The organism is Catalinimonas locisalis, from assembly GCF_038039535.1.
Classification (GTDB): domain Bacteria; phylum Bacteroidota; class Bacteroidia; order Cytophagales; family Cyclobacteriaceae; genus Catalinimonas.
In genome coordinates this window covers 91,808-108,545 of the sequence record NZ_JBBPHP010000013.1, presented here as the reverse complement: position 1 = coordinate 108,545, position 16,738 = coordinate 91,808, and the positions used below count along the sequence as shown (strand labels likewise).

16 protein-coding genes are annotated in these 16,738 nt (G+C 39.5%); 9 read left to right on the top strand and 7 right to left on the bottom strand.

The window, feature by feature from the left end:
• Positions 1 to 88: 88 nt before the first annotated feature.
• From mdh to tilS, 3 genes are all read right to left on the bottom strand, one after another.
• The gene (gene mdh / locus WJR50_RS17295) at positions 89 to 1,018 is read right to left on the bottom strand and encodes a malate dehydrogenase (RefSeq protein WP_341294558.1); all 930 of its coding nucleotides are present in this window, start codon (positions 1,016 to 1,018) and stop codon (positions 89 to 91) included.
• A gap of 102 nt (positions 1,019 to 1,120) precedes the next feature.
• Positions 1,121 to 1,642, bottom strand: coding sequence for a Crp/Fnr family transcriptional regulator (locus WJR50_RS17290; protein WP_341294557.1), 522 nt, complete (start codon positions 1,640 to 1,642; stop codon positions 1,121 to 1,123).
• A 47-nt stretch (positions 1,643 to 1,689) separates the two neighbouring features.
• On the bottom strand, positions 1,690 to 3,042 hold the full coding sequence (tilS, locus tag WJR50_RS17285; protein WP_341294556.1) for a tRNA lysidine(34) synthetase TilS: 1,353 nt from the start codon (positions 3,040 to 3,042) through the stop codon (positions 1,690 to 1,692).
• Positions 3,043 to 3,110: 68 nt separating this feature from the next.
• Here tilS and WJR50_RS17280 point away from each other — a divergent pair, with 68 nt between their 5' ends.
• The 7 genes from WJR50_RS17280 to recN all read left to right on the top strand — a co-directional run bounded on the left by WJR50_RS17280 (position 3,111) and on the right by recN (position 10,791).
• Entirely contained in the window at positions 3,111 to 4,715 is a 1,605-nt protein-coding gene (locus tag WJR50_RS17280) for an OstA-like protein (RefSeq protein ID WP_341294555.1), read from the top strand.
• A gap of 99 nt (positions 4,716 to 4,814) precedes the next feature.
• A complete protein-coding gene (locus WJR50_RS17275; protein WP_341294554.1) occupies positions 4,815 to 5,516 on the top strand; it encodes a T9SS type A sorting domain-containing protein in 702 nt (233 codons plus the stop codon).
• A gap of 119 nt (positions 5,517 to 5,635) precedes the next feature.
• Complete coding sequence (locus WJR50_RS17270; protein ID WP_341294553.1) at positions 5,636 to 6,463, top strand: outer membrane protein assembly factor BamD; 828 nt, start codon at positions 5,636 to 5,638, stop codon at positions 6,461 to 6,463.
• A complete protein-coding gene (locus WJR50_RS17265) occupies positions 6,460 to 6,783 on the top strand; it encodes a DNA-directed RNA polymerase subunit omega (protein ID WP_341294552.1) in 324 nt (107 codons plus the stop codon). The genes WJR50_RS17270 and WJR50_RS17265 overlap by 4 nt, the downstream gene beginning before the upstream one ends.
• 9 nt (positions 6,784 to 6,792) lie before the next feature.
• Entirely contained in the window at positions 6,793 to 8,001 is a 1,209-nt protein-coding gene (gene coaBC, locus WJR50_RS17260; protein WP_341294551.1) for a bifunctional phosphopantothenoylcysteine decarboxylase/phosphopantothenate--cysteine ligase CoaBC, read from the top strand.
• Positions 7,994 to 8,902, top strand: coding sequence for a type IX secretion system protein PorD (gene porD / locus WJR50_RS17255; protein WP_341294550.1), 909 nt, complete (start codon positions 7,994 to 7,996; stop codon positions 8,900 to 8,902). Before coaBC ends, porD begins: the two co-directional genes overlap by 8 nt.
• Positions 8,903 to 9,141: 239 nt before the next feature.
• On the top strand, positions 9,142 to 10,791 hold the full coding sequence (gene recN / locus WJR50_RS17250) for a DNA repair protein RecN (protein ID WP_341294549.1): 1,650 nt from the start codon (positions 9,142 to 9,144) through the stop codon (positions 10,789 to 10,791).
• Between the two features lies 1 nt (position 10,792).
• On the opposite strand, the gene WJR50_RS17245 is transcribed toward recN, so the two are convergent.
• From WJR50_RS17245 to WJR50_RS17235, 3 genes are all read right to left on the bottom strand, one after another.
• Positions 10,793 to 11,350 carry a rhomboid family intramembrane serine protease gene (locus WJR50_RS17245; RefSeq protein WP_341294548.1) on the bottom strand — a complete coding sequence of 186 codons (558 nt, stop codon included), beginning with the start codon at positions 11,348 to 11,350 and terminating at the stop codon, positions 10,793 to 10,795.
• 1 nt (position 11,351) lies between these two features.
• A complete protein-coding gene (locus WJR50_RS17240; protein ID WP_341294547.1) occupies positions 11,352 to 12,383 on the bottom strand; it encodes an endonuclease/exonuclease/phosphatase family protein in 1,032 nt (343 codons plus the stop codon).
• 72 nt (positions 12,384 to 12,455) lie between these two features.
• Positions 12,456 to 14,033 (bottom strand): acyl-CoA carboxylase subunit beta, encoded by a 1,578-nt coding sequence (locus WJR50_RS17235; protein WP_341294546.1) that lies wholly within the window; start codon positions 14,031 to 14,033, stop codon positions 12,456 to 12,458.
• A 123-nt stretch (positions 14,034 to 14,156) separates the two neighbouring features.
• On the opposite strand from WJR50_RS17235, the gene WJR50_RS17230 reads away from it, so the two are divergent.
• Complete coding sequence (locus tag WJR50_RS17230) at positions 14,157 to 15,104, top strand: Ppx/GppA phosphatase family protein (RefSeq protein WP_341294545.1); 948 nt, start codon at positions 14,157 to 14,159, stop codon at positions 15,102 to 15,104.
• Positions 15,105 to 15,120: 16 nt separating this feature from the next.
• The gene (locus WJR50_RS17225) at positions 15,121 to 16,200 is read left to right on the top strand and encodes an Ldh family oxidoreductase (RefSeq protein WP_341294544.1); all 1,080 of its coding nucleotides are present in this window, start codon (positions 15,121 to 15,123) and stop codon (positions 16,198 to 16,200) included.
• Here the strand turns inward: WJR50_RS17225 and WJR50_RS17220 are convergent.
• Entirely contained in the window at positions 16,190 to 16,729 is a 540-nt protein-coding gene (locus WJR50_RS17220) for a hypothetical protein (RefSeq protein ID WP_341294543.1), read from the bottom strand. The two genes, WJR50_RS17225 and WJR50_RS17220, sit on opposite strands and share 11 nt — an antisense overlap.
• Positions 16,730 to 16,738 lie beyond the last annotated feature (9 nt).

The window sequence follows — 16,738 nt, the reverse complement described above, 5'->3', positions numbered from 1 at the left end:
TTTTTCTAATAATAAGTTTACGTAAAAAGCATAAAAAAAGGCTTTATCGCTAAAGCCTTTTTATCAAGAAGAATATGTGCAATGAGGTTTAAGACATTTTATCCAACACCTGCATCACTTCTCTTACGTGTCCTTCTGAAGTCTTCAGCAGTTGCATTTCGTCATCAGTAAGCTCAAGCTCAATGATTTTTTCAATTCCGTTTTTGCCGAGGATCACCGGCGCGCCCAGGTAGCAATCGCTGATACCATATTCTCCTTCAAGCTTCACACAAACTGGGAATACACGACGCTGATCTTTTACAATAGCTTCCACCATCTGCGCAGCAGCAGCACCCGGGGCATACCACGCAGAAGTTCCCATCAGCTTTACCAGTTCTCCGCCACCTGACTTTGTACGGTCAACAATAGCATCAAGCTTGTCTTTGTCAATCAGCTCAGTTACAGGAATTCCACCCACGGTAGTATAACGAGGCAGAGGAACCATAGTATCACCATGACCACCCATCAATACTGCCTGAATGTCTTTAGGAGAAACGTTGATTGCTTCCGCCAAAAAAGAGCGATAACGAGCTGTATCCAAAATACCTGCCATACCCATTACTTTGGTACGAGGTGCTTTAGAAGTCAGGTGTGCCTGATAAGTCATCACATCCAGAGGATTGGATACAATGATAATAATAGCCTCTGGTGAATGCTTCACTACATTTTCAGTTACCGTTTTTACGATACCTGCGTTGGTTTCAATAAGGTCGTCACGCGACATACCCGGCTTACGAGGCAGTCCGGAAGTGATCACTACCACATCTGATCCGGCAGTTTTGGAGTAATCATTGGTAGATCCAATGGTACGGGTGTCATAAAGATTGATAGGTGATTTTTCCCAGATATCCAGAGCTTTACCTTCGGCAAGCCCTTCTTTTATATCTACCAATACAACTTCATTGGCTACCTCACGGTAGGCCAATACATCGGCACAGGTTGCTCCCACGTTTCCGGCTCCTACTACAGTTACTTTCATAGTATATATGTATTTTATAGTTTGGTAAAAAAATTATTGTCTGCAGGACACAAATTTAATAAAGTAGTGCAAAGAAGATAGTAATTACAGCTTCAATTGTACTTAGAAAGTAGTATAGAGTAAATCCAGGCTAAAAAACCCTTTGGAAGACCGATAAGAGGCGAACAACTGTTTGGTGTATTCATCATACATTTCAGTAAGTGAGGCCAGCATTTTAGCTTTAATCTTGGGCTGGCCTGAAAATATATCCATAATATTTACGTGAGGTATCACAAAAAGATCAGCATTAGGAGAAGTGACAATGGCATTATAAAAACGGTTAGTATCTCCAATGCAGGCATTGTTACCGAATGAATGCCCAGTACCGATTTGATTCAAAACTTCCAATTCATCACCCACGTCAAAAGATATAGATACTTTTCCCCTTTTGATAATATACAGTGCATGACTGGGATCTTTTCTAAAAAACACTACCTCATCCTGCTTATACTTTCTTAGATACAGATAGGGCAAGAAAAATGCTTTCTCATCATCAGAGAGTGCCTCAAATATTTTGATGCCTGACAAAAAGTTAAATAGGCTGGTCTCCTCAGCAGAATAGGAGCGTTGAAAAGGGTTTTTCATAAATCAATAAAGGTAATGCTGCTTTTATGGCTATTCGCACAAAAGTATCATGGTAAGGACTTAACTTCCTGTCTGACCTCAAAAACCTGCTTTGTCTTATCTATCACTCTATAACGGTGATCAATTCTGTGGCCTACAACCCACACTATTTCGTCACCGGAAACAAGTACCATTACTCTTTTTTTCAAGTTTAGCGGAATTTTGAGGTCTATCATAAAATCGCTAAGCTTTTTTTTACGGTTCATCCCCAGCGGAAAAAAATAATCTCCCTTTTTCCAAGTACGGAGCTTGAGCGGAAATTTTAGTTTCTCATGGTCCAGGGCAGCGATATTAGCCAGAGGCATGATCTTATATTTATGTGCATCCAGCACATTAAAGTTTAGCTCAAACTCATCAGTCTGTAAGATATGCTCTTTCTCGTCTATCATATACAAATCTCCAATATCATCGGTGAGCGAACTGATTACCAACTCTTTGCGGTCTATATTCAAACGGTGAGTGGGGGAGTCAAAAACTTTTCCTACTTGTATATTTCGCTCATGTTTCTCTACAAATTCGGCGATTTCTCTACTTTGATGATACTGAAAGCCATACTCTTTGATCAGTTCATGAAGGACTACTTTAAGTCCCGGCTGATTTTTCAATATATTGATATTCAGATACACATCCCTTCCGTCATTACGAATGCAAATTGATTTCAGATCCTTGACCACTGCTTTGAAGACATCTTCTGTTCCAGAGATTCTTTCCAGGCTCATCTCCATGGTTTGTAGTAAATTAGGGTTCACAACTTCAAGCACCGGAATTACCTTTCGCCTGATCAGATTTCTTCTATGTTTTTCATCCTGGTTGGAGCGATCCTCTCTCCAGTTTAATTTCTTTTGTTTGGCATAGTTTTCTATCTGCTTTCTGCCGGCAAACAAAAGAGGACGAATGATATTGGCTTTTTTGGGTAGGATGCCATGCAGACCTGCGATTCCCGTTCCTCTGCTTAGATTAAAAAGCATGGTCTCTAGGACATCGTTTTTGTGGTGAGCAGTAGCTACAAACGCATAGTTATGCTGATTGAGCAAAGTATTGAACCAATCGTAGCGGAGCTTCCTGGCTGCCATTTCTATGGAAACCTTCTCCTGTTCAGCATAATCTGTTGTTTCAAAAGCCTTAACAAAACAATCTACCTCATACTGCCTGGCAAGCTGGCGTACAAAAGCCTCATCCCCATCAGATTCTTCTCCTCTCAAATGAAAGTTGCAATGTGTTATAGCAAAGTCAAAATTTGCCTCAGCAAATAAGTCAGCCATCACTACAGAATCTATTCCACCACTCACTGCAAGTAAGATGGGAGAATTTTCATCAAATAAATTTGTTTCATGAATAAATGCCCTGAATTTGTTAACCATACCTTAAGATTATTCGTCAAAAGCATTTAGGGTCTTTTGACTTCTAAAAATATAAGCACTGTTAAAAAATGAAGATAGTATATTTCTACTTACCTCTTATTTTCCTTTTTGTTTGCTGTTTCTCTGCTTTCGGACAGAAAAATATACAGATTGAAAATGCTGAGGTATTTCAGGGAGGAAAAAACCCGGAGACCAATGAACAATTTCGCAAACTCATTGGCAATGTAATTCTCAGGCAAGGTAATACCCGTATTTTTGGTGATTCGGTGATTTTATACAATCAGAAAAATTTAACGGAAGTATTTGGTGAACGCGTACGCGTTGAAGAGGGAGATACTATTAAGGTAGTGGGGGATAAATTGATTTATGATGGCAATGTAAGGGTTGCTAAAATGCGTGGAAATGTAATTTATACCACTCCAAGTATGACTTTGTACTCCGACTATCTTGACTATGATCTGCCTGCTAATCTGGCTTATTACTACGAAGGGGGACGACTGGTAGATTCTACCAACGTACTGACTAGTATAGAAGGCTCTTACCATACTGCCACTAACATGGCATCTTTTAAAGACAGTGTTGTATTAGTCAATCCTGACTATAAACTGGAATCTGATACACTTCAATACAATACTGAATCTAAAATCGCATACACCTTAGGCCCCACACTTATCACTTCAAATGATGGGACCGAACTTATGGCTAAGGCTGGCAGTGAGTATTTAACTACAGAAAAACAATCCATATTTGGCCTGGGGACTGTAGAAACTGAAAATTATGTTATTAGTGCTGACCAGCTTTTTCTGGATGACATACAGAAACTCTACCGGGCTACATCAAATGTAGAGATGGTCTCCAAAGACAATAATGTCATCATCACCGGGGATAGTGCTATCTATCGTAGAAACATTGGCATAACCAAAGTGTATGGCCAGGCAGTGATGAGAAGGCCTATGGGTCTGGACACACTTTTTTTGTCAGCAGATACCTTAATAAGTGTAGAGGACTCCATTCCAGCCAAAGAAAGGATTCTGGCTTACCATGATGTAAGAATTTACCGAAGTGATTTACAGGCTTTGGCTGATTCTCTGGCCTACCACATCACTGATTCAATCCTTTACCTTTACCGTGACCCCATATTATGGAATGATGAAAGTCAGATAGTAGCTGATTCTATCAATCTTGAAATAGTGAATGGGCAGATAGAGAAAATGAATGTCACTCAGAATTCATTTGTAATTTCTAAGGATACTATTGAAAACTTCAATCAGGTAAAAGGCCGTAAAATGATAGTGGATTTTGAACAGGGACAAATAAAAAACATTGATGTCAACGGCAATGGAGAAAGTATATATTTTGTACTTGAGCAAGATTCAATAATGGTTGGCATGAATCATATTCTATGTAGTGATATGGTGCTCAGGTTTGCTGAAGGGGCCCTCAATAATATTTCTTTCTATACTCAACCCAACGGAAAGCTCATTCCTCCACACGAATTGAGTAAAGCGGACAAACAACTACAGGGTTTTCAATGGAGAATTGAAGAAAGACCTACTAAATTACAGGTAATTGAAAGAACTGCTTTGAAGCGCATGCAGGAAGAAGAAAATAGTGAAAAACCTATATCAGAAGGGCAACAAAAAGGCTTACAAAACTCACCGCCGGGACGATAAACTCTTTTTGGACTGAATGTAATAAAATGCTAAAAATTAGTTGATTTATAGAAAAAAATTGAGTTAATTTTATGAAATAAATATTCTTTATATCCGTTTATGAGATTTTTTTTACCAGTCATTTTCTTTTTCTGTAGCTTAAGTGCTTATCCTCAGGGGTTTACGCTGCTAAACTCACAGGAAGAGTATTATGTGCAGACTGGTGAATTACATAAATCTCCTCTTAGTATTCGTAACGAATCAGATCAACCCTTACGGCTAGCAATAAAAGTATTAGAGACAGATCAGGAAAATGAAGAATTATTAGCTTCTATATGTGCTGGCGATAACTGTCTGGATAAAAATGGTTTGTTAGAAATTAAAACCCTTGAGCCTGGAGAAACCTTTGATGGTCTTTCATTCAATTTAAGTGCTATTTTTGACGAAGTTCAGGGCAATATTCGCTTCCTTTTTTTTGATACCGACAATCCTTCCAATGCCATTGAGCGCTCATTCAAATTTCATGTACAAGGCGAGTTTCCCAGTGGAATTTTATATCAGCGCCCTGACTTGAAGGTCAGTAATGCTTACCCCAACCCTATTGCTAATTCTGCTACTATTGACTATTCTTTAGGATTTGGTCAATCAGCCAAAATTGTGATACTCAATTTATTGGGCAATCAAGTAATTGAACAGGAGCTTCCCTATTCTGAAAACAGTATTAAAATTCCTACTGAGCAACTTTCCAATGGAATTTATTTCTATACCCTGCAACTAAACGGAAAGAATGTTGCTACCAAAAAGATGGTAGTCAGAAAATAAGCTCTTCCTATTTCCGTTTATTTATCTGATTGACTTTAACTTAGGAACTTTGTTTATGCAACATACATTGTATTTTCATTAAGATACAATTAACTTTGCAGCACATAAACACATAAGCATTGCAAAAAAATATATACTTCGTAATCGTAGGTCTTTTCTTGGTGTTGGTCACTTCATGTAGTGACTTCAGGAAAATTCAGAAAAGTTCTGACTGGCAGGTGAAGTACGATGCCGCTTTGGAATACTATCAAGACAAAGATTACTATAGAGCAATCGTCTTGCTGGAAGAGGTACTGCCTATTATCAAAGGAACCAAGACTGCGGAAGAAGCTCAGTTTTATTATGCTTATGCTCATTATTATGAGAGAAAGTATATCTTGAGTGCTCACTATTTCAAAAACTTTTTCGATACCTATACCAGAAGCCAATTTGCGACTGAGGCTCTTTACATGAACGCATATTCTCTTTACCTTCAGTCTCCTGTGCCAAATCTGGATCAAACCAGTACTTATGAAGCTATAGAGGCTATGCAGCTTTTTATCAATAAGTACCCGTACAGTGAATACACTGACAAAGCCGAACAGATTCTTGATGAATTGCAAGCCAAACTTGAGCTAAAAGCATATGATAATGCAACCTTGTACTACAAGCTTGAAAACTACAAAGCAGCTATCATTGCTTTTAATAATTTCCAGAAAGATTATCCTGACTCACATTTGAATGAAGAAATCAGTTACTGGAAAGTAGCCGCTCAATTTAAATTGGCTGAGCAGAGTATTTTGGTTAAACAAAAAGAAAGATATTATACTACCATAGAGTACTATCAATCATTTATAGATAGGTATCCTGAAAGCAAATTTGTGGATGAAGCAGAAAATATCTACGAAACTTGTATCAGTAAAATTCAAAAAGACAGTTCTGACAGTAAAGCATCTATTAAGCAATGAATAAAAAGACTAACATACCCGCATCAATCGTAACTCGTGATACTGATAAAATTGCCGAGCCTACTGGTAATATTTATGAGTCAGTGTCTATTATCTCTAAGAGAGCCCGTCAAATTTCTGTGGCTATGAAAGAAGAGTTAAATGGCAAACTTGCTGAATTTGCTTCTACAGTAGATAACCTTGAGGAGGTGTTTGAAAACAGAGAGCAAATTGAAATTTCTAAGTTCTATGAAAGAATGCCAAAGCCTACTTCAATGGCAATTGAAGAGTTTTTGGATGGAGAAATTGGTTTCAGGCGCGTAGAAGAGGACGAGCAATAATTCGTAACATTGCTGCAAGGCAAAAAAATAATATTAGGTATTTGTGGGAGTATAGCGGCTTATAAGGCCGCTTTTCTCATTCGTCTCCTGGTGAAGGAAGGAGCTGAAGTCAAAGTAATTATGACAGATGCAGCTCAAGATTTCATCACCCCTCTTACACTATCCACACTTTCCAAAAATCCTGTACTCTCCACTTTTACCTCAGATGCCAAAGCAGGCACCTGGAATAATCATGTAGAATTAGGATTATGGGCAGACTTGATTTTAGTAGCTCCAGCTAGTGCACACACGCTGGCCAAATTTGCGCAGGGCATTTGTAACGATTTACTTTCGGCAGTTTACTTATCTGCACGTTGCAAAGTAATACTGGCTCCGGCTATGGATCTGGATATGTATACTCATCCTTCCACTCAAGCCAACTTACAAAGGTTAAAAGAATATGGTAATCTCATCATTGATGCAGAAACGGGAGAGCTTGCCAGCGGCTTAAGTGGTCAGGGTAGAATGGCAGAGCCTGAACATATATTACAAATTCTAAAGGATTTTTTTACTAAATCCCTGCTTCTTAAAGGAAAGAAAGTACTCTTAACAGCAGGCCCAACACAAGAAGCCATTGATCCTGTGCGTTATATCAGTAATGCTTCTTCAGGGAAAATGGGATACGCATTAGCCTCATCACTGGCAGATAATGGGGCTGAAGTTGTTTTAGTAAGCGGACCAACAAATTTAACATTATCGCATGAGCATATAACGCTTGTACATGTTAAGTCTGCTCAGGAAATGCTGGAAGCCGCAGAGCAATATTTTGAAAACTGTGATGTAGCCATCTTTGCAGCAGCAGTCTCAGATTATGCTCCTAAAGTAAAATCTGATAAAAAAATAAAGAAGAACAATGACTCTTTAAGTCTGGAGCTTCGCAAAACAGCTGATATTGCTAAAACTTTGAGCTTAAAGAAAAAAGAGCATCAGTTTACCGTGGGATTTGCACTGGAAACTCATGATGAAGAGGCAAATGCGTACAAAAAGATCAAAGAAAAAAACTTTGATATGATCGTATTAAACTCTTTAAATGATAAGGGAGCAGGGTTTGGACATGATACCAATAAGATTAAAGTGTTTTTCGCAAAAAAAGATGATGTTAAAGCCTTTCCCCTCAAGGCTAAGCAGGAAGTTGCCTGGGATATTGTTCAGCTCATAATAGAAAATTACCATGTATAAAGTATCTTCTATATTTTACTTATTTCTACTTGCTGTTAGCTCTCCATTAACTGCACAGGAACTTAATGCGAATGTGGTCGTCAATTTTCAAAACGTACAGACCACTGAGACGAGGGTATTTACAGATATGGAGAATGCTTTTCAGCAATTTCTGAATAACCGTAAGTGGACTGATGATGCTTTTGCCCCTGAAGAACGAATCAATTGTAACTTTGTAATCAATATTGAGCAAATGCCCTCAGTGGGTAATTTCCAGGCCACAGTTCAGGTTCAGTCATCTCGCCCGGTATATAGTACAAATTATGAGTCATTAATGCTCAATTTCGCCGATCGGGATTGGCAATTTCAATATGTAGAATCCCAACCATTAGAGTTCAACCTTAACTCCTATACCACAAATATTACCAGCCTTCTCGCTTATTATGCCAATATTATTTTGGGATTAGACTATGATTCTTTCAGCGAATTAGGAGGCCAGATGTTCTTTGAAAGGGCTCAACAAATTGTCAGTAATGCGCAACAGCAGGGAGGCGCGGGCTGGGACCAGTTTGGAAGTAACCGTAGACGTAATCGTTATTGGCTGGCGGAAAACTTTATCAACCCTCAAATGACTCCTGTCAGAAGAGGTATATACAATTACCATCGCAAAGGGCTGGATACTTTTCTGGAAGATGAATCAGAAAGCCGTAAAAACATGCTCTCTGCTCTGGAAGAGATTCAAACTGTGAGTAAGATATTTCCTCAGTCAATTCTACTGATCTCCTTTTTTGACGCCAAAAATGATGAAATCATAAGTACCTTTTCCAAAGGAGATACACAGATTCGTAGAGATGCTTATAATGCGCTGGTAGAGATTAATCCAACCCTGACTGATGATTACAGTGTTATCATTAACAACTAATACTTTTTACAAGTATCTTCACTCCTATTGTTATTACTCATCCCATGTTGTAGCTTTGCATACTTAATTCAAGTATAAGATTATGACTATTCCTATTTGTAAAGTGTTTACAGAGATGATAACATTTTACTAAATCTGCCGGCAAGTAAACAAAACCTATGCTTTTATCTGTTTAAGGATTAGTCTGCATAAATTATTGTAAATTAGACATAACTGACTGCTTTACTTTTTAGCATTGTATGCTCAAAAACTTAGTAATCAAAAATTACGCTTTGCTAGAGGCTCTGGAAATGGAGCCTTCCGAATCTCTGAACATCATAACCGGAGAAACTGGTGCTGGTAAATCTATCATGCTGGGAGCAATAGGCTTACTACTTGGCAATCGTGCTGATAAGAAAACTCTTTATAATGAGGATTCTAAATGCGTAATTGAAGGTACATTTACAGTGAATAAATACAAACTTGAGTCTATTTTTGACCAGGAAGAACTGGATTATGACCCGGTTTGTATTTTGCGCAGAGAGATCACTCCCAGTGGAAAATCCCGTGCATTTATCAACGATACTCCGGTGAGGCTGGAAACCATGAAAGGTGTGGGCAAATTTATGGTGGATATCCATAGCCAACATGACAGCTTACTTTTAGCAAATAATGTCTACCAGCTTGAAATTATTGATGCTTTTGCAGACAATGAAAACCTGCTGAAAATTTACAGACAGAGCTATTATCATCATCGCAGAGCACAAGGCGAATATGAGCAACTGAAACAACAAGCTGCTGATATGAAGCGGGAAGCTGACTACCATGAGTTTCTGCTTAAAGAGTTGCACAAAGCCAAACTTCAGGCAGGTGAGCAGGATAAACTTGAAGATGAGCTTCGGGTGATGGAAAATGCCGGTAATATCAAAGAGCAACTTAATATGCTTAATACCCTGTTGGCTAATGATACGCACAGTGTTGAAGATATGCTTGTACAAGCCAAGCAGTCATTGGGCAAGATTTCTTCATACTCCCAAAAGTATGACTCTCTTTACCAGCGGCTGGAAAGCTGCCTGATAGAGCTGAGAGATATTAATAGTGAAGCAGAAAGTGAAGCTCTTGAAGTAGATTTTGATATTGACAAAGTAGATACGGTAAGAGAGCGTGTCAACCTTATCTATCAATTGCAGCAAAAACACCAGGTAGATTCGGTAGAGGAGTTACTGGAAATTCAGGCTGATCTTGAACATAAGTTGGAAAGAGTTCTGAATCTTGATCAAGAGTTGCAGCGACTCAAATCAGTTAAAGACGCAGCATATCAGGAAATGATGGTGCATGCAGAAAATTTAAGTAGCTCCAGGCAAAAAGTATTTCATGACTTTGCTGAAATCATTGCCAAGCTACTCAAAAATCTGGGGATTCCCGATGCCCATCTGGATGTAGCACGTACTAAAGTTTCTCCAAGTGATAGTGGATTAGATGAAATCAATATACTTTTCAGTGCCAATAAAGGCATAGCTCCTCAAGAAATTAAAGGAGTAGCCTCAGGAGGTGAATTTTCCAGGTTGATGTTCTGTATCAAATATATATTGGCAGATAAAATTTCTTTACCTACAATTATATTTGACGAGATTGACACCGGTGTATCCGGAGAGATTGCCATCAAGATGGTAAACATGATGAAAGAAATGGCCAAAAATCATCAGGTAATTGCTATCAGCCACTTACCTCAGGTTGCTGCCAAAGGTGATGCGCACTATTTTGTCTATAAAGATAATACATCCAGTAAGTCAGTAAGCAAAATTAAGAAGCTTACGCAGGATGAAAGGATTAAGGAAATTGCTAAAATGATTGGCGGAAGCAACCCTTCTAATATTGCTTTTGAAAATGCTAAAGAGCTATTGACTTAAGTTAATAACTCACACTCCTGGTTTTGCTGGTACTTACCGCATTAAAAAAGCCTACTACTCCCCCCAATAGGTGAGATTCCCAGGAAGTTCCGACCTGGGTGGGTAAGACTCCGTAAAAAAGTCCACCATAAATAAACATGATTAGCAATGAGATCAGCAATGATTTAAAGTCTTGCCTGAAAATACCAAAGAAGATAAGGAAAGAGGCCAGTCCATAAATAAGTCCACTAGCCCCAATATGAAAAGCAGGGCGTGCAAAGATCCATACCAATACTCCAGTAAGAAAATAACATTGGAGAAATACACGGGTAGCAATCTTGGTGTAAAACATGTATAACATAGTGCCTAGAAAAAGCAGGGGAATAGTATTTGATGCCAGGTGCCTTACACTTCCGTGAAGTAGAGGCGCAGTTATAATCCCTACCAGTCCTCTTATGGTGCGCGGCATTATCCCAAAAAGGGCCAAATCAATCCGATAAGTATACTCAAAAAGTAATACCGCCCACATGATCATGATCAATCTTGCCGGTACTATTATACTTCTGCTAATACTTTGCATGTTAATAATTATCTTTTTCTGCCAATATCCTAGGCTTTATTTTTAATGTTAACATAAGGGGCAGATGGTCACTAAATCCTCCATGATAACGGTACCCTTCATAGGTTCTGTTAGGTTTTACTCCACCATAAGTCTTATCTTTTTCCAATAACCAATCAGGGTGAAAAATTTCTGCTATATGTTCCTTTGCATAAAAATTACTACTCATCAAAAGAGCTTTGCTTACCCACATGTGATCAAAATGATTCCATAAACCCTGATGTTTATGTGTACCAGCAAATGTTTTGTCAGAGATGATCATTAAACTAGAATCTTTACCAGCCAACACCTGTAAACTCTTATCTGCCGGTGTATCATTGAAATCTCCTGTCACAATAATTGCTGAATTTTGATCTTGATCCAGAAGTTGATCTACATGCTCACTTACCACAGAAGCAGCATAAATTCTCCTTTCCTCGGATGCTTTACCACCTCCGTAGCGGGAGGGCCAATGATTTACAAAAAGATGAAATGCTGAATTTTCTCTAACTTGAGCCTTCAGATATATTATATCTCTTGTTTTTCGGAATCCATCACCCGGAAAAGTAAGTCTGATAAAATTTGTATCCAGCAGATGGACTTTCTCTGGTCTGTACAATACTGCTAAATCAATTCCCCTCCTATCCTCCGACTCCTGATGTACAATCTCATAACCTGCCCTTAGCAAAGGTGTTTGCTCTAATAAATCTTTTAGTACCTTTTCGTTTTCAATCTCAGCCAAAGCTATAATCTCAGGAAACTTCCACTGACCCGCGGCAATAAAGGTCTTATAAAGGTGAAATAACTTTTGCTGATAACGCTCTATATTCCACCCACGAATGCCATAAGGCAAAAACTCTTCATCATTTTTCAGGCTGTCATCATACGTATCAAAGAGATTCTCAACATTCCAGAAAAGAAGCTTTATTTCATCAGAAGGAATATTTCTATCCTCCTGGGCATACGCTAAACTGAAAACAGAGATAAATATCAAGCCCAAAATTATATGTTTCATTAGCAGCAAGGTTTCTTGACAAGTTAAGGGCTTATGAAGCAGGATACGCATTAAAAACTCAGCTTACATTACTTACAGAGGAATATTGCCATGTTTCTTTTTCGGTAGCTTATCTACTTTATTTTCCAACATTTTGAAAGCTTTCATCAGTTTTGTCCTTGTCTGATGTGGAAAAATCACTTCGTCTATGTAGCCTCGCTTGGCCGCCATGTAGGGATTGGCAAAAGTAGTGGTATACTCCTCAATTTTTTCCTGCAGTTTGGCTTCCGGATCTTCAGCTTCGGCTATTTCTTTCCTGAAAATGATTTCAGCAGCACCTTTGGCTCCCATTACCGCGATCTCGGCACTAGGCCAGGCATAATTCATATCAGCTCCTATGTGTTTAGAGTTCATCACATCATAAGCACCTCCATAAGCTTTGCGGGTTATGACTGTCACTCTTGGCACAGTAGCTTCGCTGAAAGCATAGAGCAATTTCGCACCATTAGTAATAATTGCGTTCCACTCCTGGTCTGTTCCGGGCAGGAAGCCAGGTACATCTTCCAAAACCAGCAGAGGCACATTAAAACTATCGCAGAAACGTACAAAACGTGCGCCTTTTACACTGGCATTAATATCAAGCACTCCAGCCAAAGTAGCAGGTTGATTACCCACGATCCCTATGCTTCTTCCTCCCAGCCTTGCAAAACCCACTACAATATTTTCAGCAAAATTCTGATGAACCTCCATAAAACTGCCATCATCTACAATACCGCTTATCACCTCACGCATGTCATAAGGCTGATTTGGATTTTCGGGTACGATATCATCCAGAACAGCCCTGCTTTCATCTTCCTGAGGTTTATATGCTATGAAAGGAGCATCCTCTTCGCAATTCTGAGGAAGATAACTTACCAAACGGCGTATGTCTTTGATGCATTGCAACTCGTTTTTGCTGGCAAAATGTGTCACCCCGCTTTTGGTACTGTGGGTAATGGCTCCTCCCAGTTCTTCAGCCGTTACATCTTCCTGGGTTACTGTTTTTACCACATGAGGTCCGGTAACAAACATATAAGAGGTTTTCTCCACCATAAAAATAAAGTCTGTGATGGCAGGAGAATACACTGCACCTCCGGCACAGGGTCCCATCACCGCTGAAATCTGGGGAATCACTCCTGAAGCCAGGGTATTGCGGTAAAAAATATCAGCATAGCCTCCCAGAGAGACAACACCTTCCTGTATTCTGGCACCTCCCGAGTCATTTAGGCCGATAATGGGAGCACCATTCTTCATGGCCAGATCCATAATTTTTACAATCTTTTCGGCATGCGCTTCGGATAATGAGCCTCCAAAAACGGTAAAGTCCTGAGAATAAACATATACCAGCCTCCCTTCCAGAGTTCCATAGCCAGTAACAACACCGTCGCCCAAATATTTTTGATTTTCCAGGCCGAAAGAAGTGCTACGATGTTCTACAAACTTACCTGTTTCTTCAAACGAACCTTCATCTAGCAATAGATTAACTCTTTCTCTGGCGGTAAGCTTACCTTTATCATGTTGTGCTTTGATACGCTTCTCTCCCCCACCCTGCAAGGCACTTTCGTTCTTTTCTTTAAGGTGTTGTAATTTTTCAGCTTTCGTTACAGGTGCATCTTTTTGCCTTTCTTTCATAGTAAATATTAATTTATTTCTGTTAAATATAGTTATATATAAGAAACCATTTAATTTCGCAGAGCATTTACATTAAACAAATGTATGTACATCATGCTGTCTGTTGATAGATAGCTTATAGATATGGAGAAGCAAAAAATTGCCGTAATTGATTTAGGTACCAATACCTTTCACCTGCTTATTGTGAGCACTGACAGTTGTCAGCGGTTTCATTTGCTGCATCGTGAACGCAAAGCTGTGATGATTGGCCGTGGGGGCATTAATCAGGGAATGATCAATGAGGATGCTCAGTTGAGGGCTCTTGCGGCAATTCAACACTTTAAAGATATGATTGACCAATATAAAGTTGATCATGTAGTGGCTACTGCAACCAGCGCCTTTCGCAATGCCAAAAACGGAGTAGCACTTGCCAAGAGAGTCTACGATGAGACAGGAATCACTATAGATATTATTCCGGGAGATATTGAAGCTGACTATATCTATTATGGTGTAAAAGAAGCTATGAGCCTAAAAAAGGAGAACGCACTCATTATGGATATAGGGGGTGGTAGTGTGGAATTTATTATATGTGATCAGGAGCAGGTGCTATGGAAGCAGAGTTATGAGATAGGCGCTCAACGGCTTTTGGAGATGTTCCCTATTGCTGATCCTATTTCTGAAGAGAATACTCAACAGCTTTTACAATACTTTGAAAAGGAGCTTCAGAGCCTGACGGAAGCTATAGAGAAATATCATCCTAGAACTTTGATAGGCGCATCCGGAACATTTGATACCTTAAGTGATATTTATGTAATTGATGAGAGTATTGCGGTTGCTCCCGATGCCTCTGAACTACCTCTTGACTACGATCATTACTTAAAAACACATCGTGCCTTAAGTGAAAAAAATCATGAAGAGAGGATGAGAATCCCCGGAATGATAGAGTTGAGAGCCGACATGATAGTAGTTGCTTCCTGGTTAATCTACTTCGTTTTAGACAAATATCACATACGAAATATCAGAGTCTCCGCATACGCACTTAAAGAAGGCTTACTACGATCTGTTTCCAACCAACTTATAGCCAATCAGTAAAAGTAACGACAGTTACATGCAACATTTCAACCACACTGACCTATACCAATTTACCTTTAAAGTTTTTAGAAAAATGGGTTGCCCTACCCATGATGCCGAACTTGCCACTGACGTTTTGCTCAAAGCTGACTTAAGAGGAGTTGATTCTCATGGAGTAGCACGGCTTGCAGGCTATGTCAGGTTATGGGAGAAGAAAAGGATAAATGTTAAACCTGCCATACAGATCGTACACGAAACTCCCAGTACAGCTGTTATTGACGGTGATGAAGGCTTGGGCTTAGTTGTTGCTCCATTTGCCATGAAGGTAGCGATGGAAAAAGCATCTTCTGCAGGTACAGGCTGGGTAAGTGTAAAAAATTCTAACCATTTTGGTATCGCAGGTTACCATGCTATGATGGGATTGGACAAGGATATGATTGGTGTGGCTATGACAAATGCTAGTCCTTTGGTAGCACCTACTTTTGCCACTGAACGTTTACTGGGTACTAATCCCATTGCAGTAGCCATACCCGCTCATCAGCAACCTCCATTTGTAGCCGATTTTGCAACAACTACTGTGGCCAATGGGAAGTTGGAGATCCTGCAACGGAAAAAAGCAGAAGCCCCTCTCGGATGGGTGCAGGATGCCAAAGGTCAATCTTCCATTAATTCTAATGAACTTGCCAACGGAGGCGCATTACTACCGCTGGGCAGTGACAGAGAGCGTGGTAGCCACAAAGGATATTGCTTAGGCTCTATTGTAGATATTTTTTCAGCTGTTTTTTCAGGTGCTAATTATGGGCCCTGGGTCCCTCCATTTGTCAGTTTTTTACCTTTGGCTAAAGATCCTGTTGGCGAAGGAATTGGGCATTTTCTGGGCGCGATGCGCGTAGATGCTTTTCGCCCGGCTGATGAATTCAAAAAACATATGGATCAGTGGATTGAACGCTTTCGTTCAGCGAAAACTGTTGAGAATGAGGAGAAAGTACTGATTCCGGGTGATCCCGAAAGAGAAATGGAAAGTATAAGAAAAAAGGAAGGTATCCCCCTTTTAGATCCTGTAGTAAAAGATTTAAAGGAATTATCAGAAAAGTTTGCAATCCCTTTTATAAAGTAAATCCAACATTTAGCACCCAGGGACTATTATAAGGAGATTTTACGTTGTCGTACATCAAGTTATACATTGCTGATAATAGAATAGCGCCTCTTCTTCCTAAGGGTTGATACAAACCTCCACCGATAAATAAGCCTGATACCCACTCACGTTTGAAGTAAGGCTCCTGATTTACGAAGGTCAGATATTCGGAACTAAGGCTTTCGTATTGCGCTTGTGCAAAAAACTGGCTCCCAATAAGATGCCTGGCAAAGAAACTTCCACCGTATATACTACTAGCCTCATAGCCTCTGTATTTTAGATAGCGATAAGTAATGCCTGGCCCTGCAGTAAACCGATCGGTAAAGCGATACCCAACCATCGGTGAAAGGTCAATGAAGGTAACGGAACCGAATTGTAGACCAAAATTGCCCCCTACTGTAATTCTTTCCCAAAAATCACCGCTGCTTCTCTCTTCTCTGGTACTCTCTTCTTGTGCAAATGCAACTACACTACTTAAGATAAAAACAACAGCAATGACCAATCGCTTCATAAAAAGATA

Excerpts from the sequence above, each read along its gene's own strand:
- recN (WP_341294549.1), top strand. The coding sequence starts at position 9,142 with ATGCTCAAAAACTTAGTAATCAAAAATTACGCTTTGCTAGAGGCTCTG.
- WJR50_RS17240 (WP_341294547.1), bottom strand. The coding sequence starts at position 12,383 with ATGAAACATATAATTTTGGGCTTGATATTTATCTCTGTTTTCAGTTTA.
- WJR50_RS17220 (WP_341294543.1), bottom strand. The coding sequence starts at position 16,729 with ATGAAGCGATTGGTCATTGCTGTTGTTTTTATCTTAAGTAGTGTAGTT.
- mdh (WP_341294558.1), bottom strand. The coding sequence starts at position 1,018 with ATGAAAGTAACTGTAGTAGGAGCCGGAAACGTGGGAGCAACCTGTGCC.
- WJR50_RS17225 (WP_341294544.1), top strand. The coding sequence starts at position 15,121 with ATGCAACATTTCAACCACACTGACCTATACCAATTTACCTTTAAAGTT.
- WJR50_RS17245 (WP_341294548.1), bottom strand. The coding sequence starts at position 11,350 with ATGCAAAGTATTAGCAGAAGTATAATAGTACCGGCAAGATTGATCATG.
- WJR50_RS17290 (WP_341294557.1), bottom strand. The coding sequence starts at position 1,642 with ATGAAAAACCCTTTTCAACGCTCCTATTCTGCTGAGGAGACCAGCCTA.
- WJR50_RS17275 (WP_341294554.1), top strand. The coding sequence starts at position 4,815 with ATGAGATTTTTTTTACCAGTCATTTTCTTTTTCTGTAGCTTAAGTGCT.
- tilS (WP_341294556.1), bottom strand. The coding sequence starts at position 3,042 with ATGGTTAACAAATTCAGGGCATTTATTCATGAAACAAATTTATTTGAT.
- WJR50_RS17265 (WP_341294552.1), top strand. The coding sequence starts at position 6,460 with ATGAATAAAAAGACTAACATACCCGCATCAATCGTAACTCGTGATACT.
- porD (WP_341294550.1), top strand. The coding sequence starts at position 7,994 with ATGTATAAAGTATCTTCTATATTTTACTTATTTCTACTTGCTGTTAGC.
- WJR50_RS17280 (WP_341294555.1), top strand. The coding sequence starts at position 3,111 with ATGAAGATAGTATATTTCTACTTACCTCTTATTTTCCTTTTTGTTTGC.
- WJR50_RS17230 (WP_341294545.1), top strand. The coding sequence starts at position 14,157 with ATGGAGAAGCAAAAAATTGCCGTAATTGATTTAGGTACCAATACCTTT.
- WJR50_RS17235 (WP_341294546.1), bottom strand. The coding sequence starts at position 14,033 with ATGAAAGAAAGGCAAAAAGATGCACCTGTAACGAAAGCTGAAAAATTA.